We start from the raw sequence: 12,068 nt of genomic DNA, 5'->3' as shown, positions 1-12,068 counted from the left end.
CGGACGGCGGCCGGGCCGCAGACCCTTGCGCGGTGCGGGCCGGCCGCCGTCCGGGGGCCTAGGGGGCCGCTACGGGCTCTCCAGGGTGCCGAGGGTGACCTCGGCGGTCTTGGCCTGGCCGTCCCGGGTGTAGCCGACGGTGGCCTTGGAGCCGGGCGCGAGCGAGGCCAGCGCGGTGGTGAGCGAGTTCAGCGAGTCGACCGCGGTGTCGCCGATCCTGGTGATCACGTCCCCGGGCTGGAGCCCCGCCGAGGCGGCCGGGCCGCCGGGCGAGACCGCGACCACGGCGGCGCCGGCCGGGCGGAAGCTCTGGTCGAAGTAGGTCCGGGCGGTGATGCCGAGCGCGGCCCGGCCGGAGTTGGTGACCTTGCCGTCCTTGATCAGCTGGTCGGCGATGCTGGTCACGGTGGACGCCGGGATGGCGAAGCCGATGCCCGGGGCGGCGGCGCCGTTGGCCTCCGGTTCGGTGGCGGCCAGCGTGTTGATGCCGATCACCTGGCTGTCCAGGTTGACCAGCGCCCCGCCGCTGTTGCCGGGGTTGATCGCGGCCGAGGTCTGCACCATGTTGCCGATGGTGGCGCCCGGCGAGCCGTTGCCGCGCGGTTCGGAGACGGTCCGGCCGGTGGCCGAGACGATGCCCTGGGTGACGCTGCTGGAGAGTCCCAGCGGGCTGCCCATGGCGAGGGTGATCTGGCCCAGCTCGACCTTGGTGGAGTCCGCGAACTTGGCCGGTTTGAGTCCGTTCGGCGGGCTGCCCAGCCGGATCACCGCGAGGTCGGAGTCCGGGTAACTGGCGACCAGCGTGGCGTCCAGCGGCTTGGTGCTGCCGGCCAGGGTGACGGTGAAGGCGGTGGCCGAGCCGACCACGTGGGCGTTGGTGACGATGTCGCCCTTGTCGTCGTAGACGATCCCGGAGCCGAGGCCGGTGCCGGTGGTGATCTGCACCACCGAGGGCAGCACGTCCTTGATCACCTTCTGGTAGGCGTCCTGGAGCTGGTTGGCGCCGCCCGGCTGGTCGGCGGGCGCCGCCGAGACCCCGGACGGCGCCGCGGACGCGCCCGAGGACGGACCCGACGAGGACGCGGACGACGAACCGCTGCTGCACCCGGCCGCCCCGGCCAGCGCCAGCGCGGCCAGCACGGCGACGGCGACCGCCCCCGGCCCGCGCGGGTGCCCGCCGAACGCCTTCGGCCCGGTCGGGCGCGGCCCGGCCGGAATCGGACGGGTGGGTTCCTTCTTGCGGTTCACCGGGACGGCCTCCGGAATCCTCAGCGCACGGCCACGGCGGGCCGCGCGAACGCGACGCAGAGATCTTTGTCAGCATTTCACCGAAATGTCCGAATAGCCCGCACCGACTCGCCCACCGTCTCCGACCCGCGGCGGACATAGGATTCCGGCCATGACTTGGTTGCTCACCGGTGGTGCCGGATACATCGGCAGGCACGTGCTGCAGCAGCTCGTGGCCGCCGGCGAGCGGGTCGTGGTGCTGGACGACCTCAGCACGGCCGCCGGCGGGCGGCTGCCGGCGGGCGTCCCGCTGATCGAGGGCTCCACCCTGGACCGGTCCGCCGTCGACGCGGCGCTGCGCGAGCACGACGTGCGCGGCGTGCTGCACTTCGCCGCGAAGAAGCAGGTCGGCGAGTCGGTCGAGCGGCCCTTCTACTACTACCGGGAGAACCTCACCGGCCTGCAGACCGTGCTGGAGGCGGTGGTCGACGCCGGGGTGCGGCGCTTCCTGTTCTCCTCCTCCGCCGCCGTCTACGGCATGCCGGACGTCGACCTGGTCACCGAGTCCGCGCCCTGCGCGCCGATGAACCCGTACGGCGAGACCAAGCTGGCCGGTGAGTGGCTGGTCTCCTCGGTCGGCCGGGCCCACGGCCTGTCCACCACGTCGCTGCGCTACTTCAACGTGGCCGGCGCCGCCGCGCCGGAGCTCTCCGACGCGGGCGTCTACAACCTGATCCCGATGGTCTTCGAACGGCTCACCGCCGGCCGGGCCCCCCGGGTCTTCGGCGCCGACTACCCGACCCCGGACGGCACCTGCGTCCGCGACTTCATCCACGTCGCCGACATCGCCTCGGCGCACGTCGCGGCGGCCCGCCGGCTGGCCGCCGACCCGGCCGGGACGACCCGGCTGACCCTCAACATCGGGCGCGGCGAGGGCGTCAGCGTCCGCGAGGTGCTGGACGTGATCGGCAAGGTCACCGGCTACGACACCACCCCGGAGATCGCCCCGCGCCGGGCCGGCGACCCGGCCCGGGTGGTGGCCTCGGCCGACCTGATCCACCACGAGCTGGGCTGGACCGCCCGGCACGGGGTGGAGGAGATGGTCGCCTCGGCCTGGGAGGGCTGGTGCCACCGCCACCCGGAGGCCCGCGCGTAGGCCCCTCGGAGGCCCGCACGCGGGACGCACGGCGGGGGCTCCGGCCCCCGCCCCACCCCCGCCCCCGCCGCCCTCAGTGCGAGGGCACCGCCGTGCCGTAGAACGCGTCCAGCGCGTACACGCAGCGGTCCTTGCTGCCGACGAAGACCTTCCCGCCGACCGCCACCGGCGAGCCGGTCAGCTCGCCCTTGGTGCCGAGCTCCCAGCGCAGCTGGCCGCCGGCCAGGTCCAGGGTGTGCAGCGAGTGGTCCCGGCTGCCCAGGTGGACCAGCCCGTCGGCGACCGCCGGGGAGCCGACGATCTCGCCCCGCGCGGAGTACCGCCAGCGCTCCCGGCCGCTGCCCGCCTCGAAGGCGTACAGCGTCTCGCCGCTGCCGACCAGCACCATGCCGTCCCCGACCACCACCGGCTCGGCGCCCTGCCGGGTGCCGGTGCGGGCCCGCCAGCGGTCCCGGCCGGTGGCCGCGTCCAGCGCGTAGACGGTGCCGAGGTAGTCGGCGACGTAGACCGCGTCGGCGTCCAGCGCCGGCGGGGTGAACAGCACCACCGGGGCCTCGAACCGCCACCGCTCGGCGCCGCTCGCCGCGTCCAGCGCGTAGACCCGGGTGCCGGCCGTCACGTACAGCACGCCGGAGCGCTCGACCGGGCGGGACGGCACGTCCTCGCCGACCGGGACCGACCAGCGCAGGCCGGAGCCGCGCGGGTCCACGCAGCGCAGCCGCCCGCCGCCGTAGTAGTAGGCCGCGCCGCCCACCAGGGCGGGGCCGGACTGCGGGTTCTCGTAGTCCTGCTGGGCGTCGTCGGCGCGCCACAGCTCGGCGCCGTTGGCCGCCGAGCGCAGCTGGACCCCGCCGCCCCGGACGCCGCAGCAGAGCACGCCCTCGGCGGCGTCCAGCGAGTACACCCAGCCGTCCAGCGAGTGCCGCCAGCGCTCGGTGCCGTCCGCGACGTCCACGGTGTACAGGTGCGGGCCGTCGGCGGCGTGCACCCGGCCGGCGTCCACGGCGAGCGCCCAGGCGACGTCGCGGGTCTTGTAGCGGCGCTGCCCGGAGCCGATGTCCAGGGCGTGCACCTCGAAGCTGGAGACGAACAGGGTGCCGTCGGCGACCACCGGGGTGCCCCAGACGTCGTTGGACATCCGGAACCGCCAGGGGCGCCAGCGGGCGGCGGCCCGGACCGGGGGCGGGGTGATCCGCCGGACCCAGTCCGTCTCGGCGGGCGCGGCGCCCGAGCCGGTCTGCTCGGCGCGCGGCCCCGGTCCTATCCGGACCAGGGCGCCGGGCAGCTGCACCTCGGCGTCGTTCCCGTCGGCGCCCGGCCGGCGGTGCCGGCTGGGGGCGGCCAGCTTCTCGGTGGCCACCTCGGCGTCCGGGCCGAGCGGCGCCGTGTGCACCGGCCCGGCCTGCGGCGGGACCGGCCGGTGCGGCTGGTGCTGCTGGTGCGGCGGGTGGTGCGGCACCGGCTGCGGCCCGGGCTGGGGCACCGGCTGGGGGACGACCGGCGGCTGCACCGGGGCGGCCGGGACGGCCACCGGCGGCGGCTGGCGGCGGCCGCGCTTGCGCTCGATCAGCGCGAGCGCGTCGGGCGGCAGCCAGTCCCCGGCCTCGCCGGAGGCGTCGTCCCGGGAGAACAGGTGCGGGGCCAGCTCGGCCTGGATCTGCTCCGGGGTCGGCCGGTGCTCCGGGGAGGGCCGCATGCAGGCCCGCACCAGGTCCACCAGCTCGACCGGCAGGCCGGACAGGTCCGGCTGGTCGCGCAGCAGCTGGAACACCGTCTCGACCGGGTTGGCCCCCCGGTACGGCGGGTGCCCGGTGCCGCAGAAGACCAGCAGCGAGCCGAGCGAGAAGACGTCGCTGGCGCCGGTCACGCCGCGGCTGTCCCGGGCCTGCTCGGGCGACATGTACGCCGGGGTGCCGACCGCGACGTTGGTCATGGTGAGCCGGGTGCTGGAGACCCCGGCGGCGATGCCGAAGTCGATCACCCGGGGGCCGTCCTCGACCACCAGGACATTGGACGGCTTGAGGTCGCGGTGGACCAGCCCGGCGGCGTGGATCGACTGCAGCGCCTCGGCGATGCCGGCCACCAGCCAGCGCACCGCCCCGACCGGCAGCGGCCCGCACTCGGTGACCAGGTCCTCCAGGGACGGCGCCGGGACGTACGCGGTGGCCAGCCAGGGCACCCGGGCGTCCGCGTCCGCGTCGACCACGGCCGCGGTGTAGAAACCGCCGACCGTCTTGGCCGCCGCGATCTCACGGGCGAACCGGACCCGGAACAGCTCGTCCTCGGCCAGCTCGGCCCGCACGGTCTTGATCGCCACTCGCCGACCGGCGGGCGATCGCGCCAGGTAGACCAGGCCCATTCCCCCCGCGCCGAGCCGCCCCAGCACCTCGAAGGGCCCGATCCGCCTCGGATCGTGCGCCGTCAGCTGGTCCACCCGCTGCCACCTCCCCGTCTTCCGCACCGCCCGCGTGGTGCCGGACACCCGCCGCGTGGTGCCGGACCCGATTCTCCAATGCCGCCCGGTCCATCTCCAACCTCCCCCGCCCAGAGCGGTATGCGGCCCCCGGGCGGGCCCACCGCCCGGTCAGCGGCTCCGGAACGGCCGGATTCTGACGTGCGCTCCGGCGGTGGCTTGCGCGCGACACGCCCGGGAGTCCCAGGAGGGGCAGCTCACACCCCACCCCAGATGGTCACGTTCCGTTACCGGAACACCCCTCAGCGGAGGGGTCGTCACCCTATGGCGTCGACAGTGCACGGGGGGGCGTCAAGAGGGCCTCCGGGGGCCGATTTATATCCGTCCGAAGCCCCCCGAAGCCCTATACCAACCCCCGTGCGGAGTAATTGTCACATCACCGAATCGCGCCAAGATCGGGCCACGGTAAGCTGACGGCATGACAGGACAAGTTCGCACCGTCGACGGTCGCGTCGCCGGGCGACGCGGACAGGAGACGCGGCAGAAGCTGCTCGACTGCCTCCGCGAGATGCTCAGCACGTCGCCCTATCGGGACGTCAAGGTCATCGACGTCGCCCGTATGGCGGGTACCTCCCCCGCGACCTTCTACCAGTACTTCCCGGATGTCGAGGGCGCCGTCCTCGAAATCGCCGAGGAAATGGCCAAGGACGCCGACACCCTCAAAGAGCTGGTGGCCGGAAAGTCCTGGGCAGGGAAGTCCGGCACGGCCACTTCGGAAGAACTGGTCGACGGATTCCTCGCCTTCTGGCGCAAGAACGACGCCATTCTCCGAGTGGTCACGCTCGGTGCCGCCGAAGGGGACAAGCGGTTCTTCAAGATCCGCATGACGGTCCTCAACGCGGTCGCCAAGCCGCTCACGGAAGCCGTCAAGGAACTCCAGGCGAAGGGACAGGCCGACAAGTCGCTGGATCCGGCCGCCGTCGCCGGGTCTCTGGTCTCGTTGCTCGCCTCGGCGGCCGAGCACCAGAAGGCCTTCACCTCCTGGGGCGTCAAGGTCAAGGACCTCAAGCCCAACCTCGCTCCCCTGGTGTACCTGGGCGTCACCGGCAAGAAGGCGCCCAAGTAGACCGATCCGCTCCAACCCACCCTTCCGCTTCGCGCGCGCCCCGGCCTCCTGTCCGGGGTACGACGGACGGCGGCCGTGTCCTCGGGGGAGGTCCGCCGGCGGTCCGCAGCGCGCCACGACATGCCGGTGGGCGGCCACCCCGTCAGGGTGACCGCCCACCGGCATGTGTGCTGTCAGGGGCAGCGCACGACCTGGCCCGCGAAGGCGAGGCCGCCGCCGAAGCCGAACAGCAGGACCGGGTCGCCCGGGGCCAGCTCGCCGCGCTCGACCAGCTTGGAGAAGGCCAGCGGGATCGAGGCCGCCGAGGTGTTGCCGGACTCCACCACGTCCCGGGCGACCACCGCGTCGGTGACCCCCAGCCGGTTGGCGATCGCGTCGATGATCCGCAGGTTGGCCTGGTGCGGCACGAAGCCCTTCAGCTCGGACGGGTCGATCCCGGCCTTCTCGCAGGCCTGCCGGGCCAGCGGGGCGATCTGCGTGGTGGCCCAGCGGAACACCGACTGGCCCTGCTGGCTGATCACCGGGTCCCAGCCGGTGATCACCACGGCGTCGCCCCGCTCCGGCTCCGAGCCCCACACCACCGGACCGATGCCCGGCTCGGCGCCCTCCTCCTGGGCCTCGACCAGCGCCGCCCCGGCGCCGTCGCCGAAGATCACGCAGGTGGAGCGGTCGGTCCAGTCGAGGGTGTCCGACATCCGCTCGGCGCCGATCACCAGGGCGCGCCGCGCCGCCCCGGCCCGGATCGCGTGGTCGGCGGTGGCCAGCGCGTAGGAGAAGCCCGAGCAGACCGTGTTGATGTCGTACGCGGCGGGCGCCTTCACCCCGAGCCGGGCCGCGACGGCGGCGGCCGTGTTGGGGCTGCGCTCGACCGCGGTGCAGGTGGCGACCACGACCAGGTCGACCTCGGCGGCCGACCGGCCGCTGTTGGCCAGCGCCTTCTGCGCCGCCTCGGTGGCGAGGTCGACGACGGTCTCGTCCTCCGCGATGTGCCGCTGCCGGATGCCCACCCGGCTGCGGATCCACTCGTCGTCGGTGTCGACCAGCTTCGCCAGGTCGTCGTTGGTGAGGACCTTGGGGGGCTGGTAGTGGCCGAGTGCCACGATGCGCGAACCGGTCATACTGCCCACTCAACCCGGTTACCCACTGGTCAGTCGGGCGCGACCGGCTACAGGATCCGCGCCGGGAAGCTGTAGGAGGCCGACAAGTGGCGTTGCGGCGCCTGGGCCCCGGCCCGGCCGGGCGGGCGGTCCGGGGGCCGGTCAGCGGGCCGAACCGGGGCGGCGGACGGCGTTCCGGGCGGGGTCAGGCCGCCAGCGAGGCCGCGTCGCCCATCACGATCACCGGGTGGGCGGCCGGGTCCAGGGTGCGGATCAGCTGGGCCATCTTCTCCTCCGGAACGGACACGCAGCCGTGCGTCGGACCGCCGTGGTCGACGTGGATCCAGATCCCGCCGCCCTTGGACGAGCCGTTGGGGCGGCGCGGGTCCAGCGGGGAGTTGCCGGCCACCCGGTTGTAGTTGATCGCGACCACGTAGTCGAAGGAGCCGGCCAGCTGCTCGCCCGCGAAGCCGGTCCCGGAGACGACGAAGTTGGGGTCCTTGTCGTACGGGAGGCGGCTGCCCGGGTCGGCCTTGCGGCCGCCGGCGTCGGTGAGCTCGTAGACGCCGATCGGGCTGCGCAGGTCGCCCTCGTTGTGGTCGGTGGTCCAGCCCTTGAACGCGTTGTGGCCCTGCCAGGTCTCGCCGGCCAGCCAGCGACCCTCGGCGGTGCGGGTCCACAGCGTGACGGCGGCCCGGTTGGTGTCCTTGCCCTCGCCGGAGGCGAGCACCACCTGCGTCGTCGCGGCGGGTATCCGGGCGGTGAAGGCGGCGCCGAGGCCGGGTATCGCGGCCACCGAGCCGTCCGCGCGGGCCTCGCTGCGGCCGGCGGCGGGGGTGTCGGCCTGCCGGGCGTCGGCGGCCTGGGCGGCCGGGGCGGCGGTCGGCGAGGCCTGGTCGGCCACCGGCTCCGCGGGGACGGGCCGGTCCGGGGCGCTGACGCCCTCCGGGCCGGGGCCGCCGGCACTGGCCGGGCCGGGCTCGGCGGGGTCGTTGCCGACCGTGTACCAGCCGGCGGCGGCCGCCAGCAGCAGAGCGGTGCCGGCGGTGACGGCCCGGCCGGTGCGCTTCTTCTTGGGCTTGCGCCGGTGGCCGCGGGCGGCCGCCCGGGACCCGGCGGCGGGCGCGGCGGTCCGCTGCGGCGGCAGGGGGACGGCCTCGGGCGCCACCGTCGGCTCCGGCTCGGCGCCGTACGCCTGGAACGGCTGGTCGTAGACGTCGTGCTCGGCGAGGCTCCGGTAGCCGTCCCCGAGGTGGCCCTGGTCCTCGTACAACGGCTCGTAGGGCGTCTCGTACGACGCCTCGTACTGCTGCTGCGGTACCTCGTACACCGGCTCGTACATCGGCTCGTACGACGGGTACGGGGTGGCGCGATGGGAACCGGACATGTGGCCGATCCTGCCAAACCGAGGCCCCGTTGGGAAACCCGGGGGCCGTGCGGACCCGGTGAAGACACGACCGCCCGGGCCCGACGAGGGGCCCGGGCGGTCTCGGCGTCAGAGCCGCATGGCCTGCGGGGTCTCCCGACGGCCCAGGTCGGGGCCGTCGTACTCGCGGATGACCTCGTAGCGGGTGTTGCGCTCCACCGGCCGGAACCCGGCGTCCCGGATCAGGCCGAGCAGGTCCTCGCGGTTCAGCTTGTTCGGGGTGCCGAAGTTGTCCGCGTCGTGGGTGATCTTGTACTCGACGACCGAGCCGTCCATGTCGTCCGCGCCGTGGCTGAGCGCCAGCTGGGCGGTGGTGACGCCGTGCATCACCCAGAAGACCTTGACGTGCGGCACGTTGTCGAAGAGCAGCCGGGAGACCGCGAAGGTCTTCAGCGCCTCGGCGCCGGTGGCCATCTCGGTGCGGTCCATCAGCCGGTTGCGGACGACGCCGTCCTTGGAGTCGTGGAAGTCGTGCTGGTAGCGCAGCGGGATGAAGACCTGGAAGCCGCCGGTCTCGTCCTGCAGCTCGCGCAGCCGCAGCACGTGGTCCACCCGGTGGCGGGGCTCCTCGATGTGGCCGTACAGCATGGTGGCCGGCGTCTTGAGGCCCTTGCTGTGGGCGAGCCGGTGGATCCGCGACCAGTCCTCCCAGTGGGTGTCGTGGTCGACGATGTGCTGGCGGACCTCCCAGTCGAAGATCTCCGCGCCGCCGCCGGTCAGCGACTCCAGACCGGCGTCGATCAGCTCGTCGAGGATCTCGTCGGCGGGCAGGCCGCTGATCTTCTCGAACCAGTGGATCTCGGTGGCGGTGAAGGCCTTCAGCGAGACGTTCGGCAGCGCGGCCTTCAGCTCCCGCAGCGAGCGCGGGTAGTAGCGCCACGGCAGGGTCGGGTGCAGGCCGTTCACGATGTGCAGCTCGGTGAGGGAGTCGACCTCCATCGCCTTGGCCAGCCGGACGGCCTCCTCGATGCGCATCGTGTACGCGTCCTTCTCGCCCGGCTTGCGCTGGAACGAGCAGTACGCGCAGGACGCGTTGCACACGTTCGTCATGTTGAGGTGGCGGTTGACGTTGAAGTGGACGACATCGCCGTTCTTCCGCGTCCGCACGTGATGGGCGAGCCCGCCCAGCCAGGCCAGGTCGTCGCTCTCGTAGAGCGCGATCCCGTCCTCGCGGGTCAGCCGCTCACCCGCGTAGACCTTCGCCTCCAGCTCGCGCTTGAGCCCTGCGTCCATGCGGTGCCCCGCCTCCTCCGACTTCGAATCGTTGCCGGAACGAGCGTACGCCCCCGTTCCGGTCAGCCCGCGAGCAGCTCCGACAGCAACGCCGGATCGATGTTGCCGCCGCTGACCACGGCCGCCACCGCCGTCCCGCCGATCTCGGCGGCGCGGTGGAAGTACGCGGCCGGGGCGACCGCGCCGGACGGCTCGGCGACCAGCCGGCCGCGCCGGGCCAGCAGGGCGACGGTGGCGCGGATCTCGTCCTCGGTGACGGTGACGATGTCGTCCACGTAGGCGGTGAGGTGCTCGAACGGCAGGACGCCCACCGAGGGGGTGCGCAGCCCGTCCGCGATGGTCCGGTAGGTGTCGGCGACCGGCCAGGAGAGCCGCTCGCCGGCCCGCAGGCTGGCCTGCGCGTCGGCGGCCAGTTCCGGCTCGACGCCGACCACCCGGATGCCCGGGCGGGTCAGCTTGAGCGCGGCGGCCGTGCCGGAGATCAGCCCGCCGCCGCTGACCGGGACGAGCACGGTGTCCAGCTCCGCCGGGGCGTCCTCGGCGATCTCCAGGCCGACCGTGCCCTGGCCCGCGATGATGAACCGGTCGTCGTACGGCGGCACCCAGACGTAGCCGTGCTTCTCGGCCAGCTCGCCGGGCACGGTGTCCCGCTCCTCCGGCGTGACCAGCAGCACCTCGGCGCCGAACGAGCGGGTGCCGGCGACCTTGACCGCGGGCGAGGTGTCCGGCATGACGATGACGGCCTTGATCCCGAGCAGCTGCGCGGCGTACGCCACCGCCTGCGCGTGGTTGCCGCTGGACTGCGCGACGACGCCGCGGGCCCGCTCGTCCTCGCTCAGCGCGGCGAGCCGGTTGTAGGCGCCGCGGGTCTTGAACGCCCCGGTCGGCTGGAGGTTCTCCGGCTTGAGCCAGAGCTTTCGCCCGCCGTCCGCCGCCCAGGGGGCGGGGACCAGCGGGGTGCGCACGGCGACCCCGGCGATCCGCTCCCGGGCCGCGTGCAGTTCCGCCAGTGAGACCAGTGCCATGTCCGTCATTCCCCCGCCGCCTTCGTCCGTCCCGGGCCGGGCCCGGCTACTCCCCGTCGGCGAGCGGGAGCTCGCTGACCCGGCTTTCCCACTTGGTGGAGAGTACGACGGTCGTACGGGTGCGAGCCACACCCTTCGTGCCCGAGATCCGCTTCACCACCGACTCCAGGCCCTCGACGTCCGGCACCCGGACCTTGAGCATGTACGAGTCGTCGCCGGCGATGAACCAGCAGTCCTCGACCTCGCCCAGGTCCTTCAGCCGGAACGCGACGTCCTCGTGGTCGGCCGCGTCGGTCAGCTGGAGGCCGATCAACGCCGTGACGCCGAAACCGAGCGAGGCCGGGTTGACCGTCGCGCGGTAGCCGGTGATCACACCGGCCTGCTCCAACCGGTTGATCCGGTCCGTGACGCTCGGGCCGGAGAGTCCGACCAGCCGGCCCAGCTCGGCGTAGGACGCGCGGCCGTTCTCCCGGAGCGCCTGGATGAGCTGCCTGTCCACCGTGTCCATATACCGTCCGCGTCCTTCCGAACCTCACCAGACCCACAGATCATTATCCGGATTCAAAGGCGCCATGCTCGGACCAACCCGGATATCGCAGAGAAGATACTCTCCCGTCCTCCGCCGCCTCACTCCCCCTCAGACCGACCGGCCGCGTGCGCCGGTCCGGAACTCAGGACGAACGCTCCGTCTCGCGCGCCGCCGCGCCCAACTCGCCCTCCCAGCGCCGGTACAGGGCGTGCGGCACGCCGACCGCGTCCAGCACCCGGCCGGCCACGAAGTCGACCAGCTCGCGGACGGTGGAGCCGCCGGCGTAGAAACCGGGCGAGGCGGGGAGCACGACCGCGCCCTGCGCGTCCAGCTCCACCAGGTGCTTCAACGTCACCCCGTTGAGTGGCGCCTCGCGGACGCAGACGACCAGCGGACGCCGCTCCTTGAGGGTGACGCTGGCCACCCGCTGGAGCAGGTCCTTGCTGAGGCCGAGCGCGATCCCGGCCACCGCGCCGGTGGTCGCGGGCACCACCAGCATGCCCTTCGCGGGGTAGGAGCCGCTGGACGGACCGGCCGCGAAGTCGCCCGCCGACCAGTACCGGACGTCGTCGAGGCCGTCCTCCGGGACGCCCAGCCAGGCGGCCAGGTCGGTGCGCCAGTGCGCGTCCCGGAACGAGATGCCGGTCTCGTCCAGGATGGTCAGCCGGGCCGCGCGGCTGACCACCAGGTCGACGGCCTCGCCGGCGGCCAGCAGCGCGCGGATCACCGAGGCCGCGTACGGCGTGCCGGACGCTCCGGACACCCCCACGACCCAGGGCCGGCGGACGGACTGCTGCGGGTGCTCCATGCTGCCTACTCTCTCCGGGCCGGCTCCG

At 73.6% G+C, this 12,068-nt stretch carries 10 protein-coding genes; 2 read left to right on the top strand and 8 right to left on the bottom strand.

Annotated features, from left to right (window positions below; translation table 11 throughout):
* Positions 1 to 69: 69 nt before the first annotated feature.
* Positions 70 to 1,140, bottom strand: coding sequence for a trypsin-like peptidase domain-containing protein (locus AB0N76_RS14825; RefSeq protein ID WP_363556966.1), 1,071 nt, complete (start codon positions 1,138 to 1,140; stop codon positions 70 to 72).
* Between the two features lie 259 nt (positions 1,141 to 1,399).
* Here AB0N76_RS14825 and galE point away from each other — a divergent pair, with 259 nt between their 5' ends.
* Positions 1,400 to 2,383 (top strand): UDP-glucose 4-epimerase GalE, encoded by a 984-nt coding sequence (gene galE, locus AB0N76_RS14820; RefSeq protein ID WP_363556954.1) that lies wholly within the window; start codon positions 1,400 to 1,402, stop codon positions 2,381 to 2,383.
* 73 nt (positions 2,384 to 2,456) lie between these two features.
* Here the strand turns inward: galE and AB0N76_RS14815 are convergent, their stop codons facing one another.
* On the bottom strand, positions 2,457 to 4,817 hold the full coding sequence (locus AB0N76_RS14815; protein ID WP_363556952.1) for a serine/threonine-protein kinase: 2,361 nt from the start codon (positions 4,815 to 4,817) through the stop codon (positions 2,457 to 2,459).
* 457 nt (positions 4,818 to 5,274) lie between these two features.
* Between AB0N76_RS14815 and AB0N76_RS14810 the strand changes: the two genes are divergently transcribed.
* Entirely contained in the window at positions 5,275 to 5,922 is a 648-nt protein-coding gene (locus AB0N76_RS14810; protein ID WP_266311629.1) for a TetR family transcriptional regulator, read from the top strand.
* Between the two features lie 173 nt (positions 5,923 to 6,095).
* Here AB0N76_RS14810 and AB0N76_RS14805 read toward each other — a convergent pair whose 3' ends face one another.
* From AB0N76_RS14805 to AB0N76_RS14780, 6 genes are all read right to left on the bottom strand, one after another.
* The gene (locus AB0N76_RS14805; RefSeq protein ID WP_363556950.1) at positions 6,096 to 7,040 is read right to left on the bottom strand and encodes a beta-ketoacyl-ACP synthase III; all 945 of its coding nucleotides are present in this window, start codon (positions 7,038 to 7,040) and stop codon (positions 6,096 to 6,098) included.
* A gap of 184 nt (positions 7,041 to 7,224) precedes the next feature.
* Positions 7,225 to 8,187 (bottom strand): L,D-transpeptidase family protein, encoded by a 963-nt coding sequence (locus AB0N76_RS14800; protein WP_363556964.1) that lies wholly within the window; start codon positions 8,185 to 8,187, stop codon positions 7,225 to 7,227.
* 327 nt (positions 8,188 to 8,514) lie between these two features.
* The gene (gene mqnE, locus AB0N76_RS14795) at positions 8,515 to 9,678 is read right to left on the bottom strand and encodes an aminofutalosine synthase MqnE (protein WP_363556948.1); all 1,164 of its coding nucleotides are present in this window, start codon (positions 9,676 to 9,678) and stop codon (positions 8,515 to 8,517) included.
* A 62-nt stretch (positions 9,679 to 9,740) separates the two neighbouring features.
* Positions 9,741 to 10,703, bottom strand: a complete 963-nt coding sequence (locus tag AB0N76_RS14790; RefSeq protein WP_363556946.1) for a threonine/serine dehydratase — start codon at positions 10,701 to 10,703, stop codon at positions 9,741 to 9,743.
* A 46-nt stretch (positions 10,704 to 10,749) separates the two neighbouring features.
* Positions 10,750 to 11,211 carry an Lrp/AsnC family transcriptional regulator gene (locus AB0N76_RS14785; RefSeq protein WP_350561705.1) on the bottom strand — a complete coding sequence of 154 codons (462 nt, stop codon included), beginning with the start codon at positions 11,209 to 11,211 and terminating at the stop codon, positions 10,750 to 10,752.
* A 163-nt stretch (positions 11,212 to 11,374) separates the two neighbouring features.
* Entirely contained in the window at positions 11,375 to 12,040 is a 666-nt protein-coding gene (locus tag AB0N76_RS14780; protein ID WP_363556943.1) for a UbiX family flavin prenyltransferase, read from the bottom strand.
* Between the last annotated feature and the right edge of the window lie 28 nt (positions 12,041 to 12,068).

Origin of the sequence: Kitasatospora sp. NPDC093806, assembly GCF_040683335.1 — a bacterium.
Classification (GTDB): Bacteria; Actinomycetota; Actinomycetes; order Streptomycetales; family Streptomycetaceae; genus Kitasatospora.
Note: the sequence above shows the minus strand (reverse complement) of the source record. Positions and strands in the feature narration are given on the sequence as shown.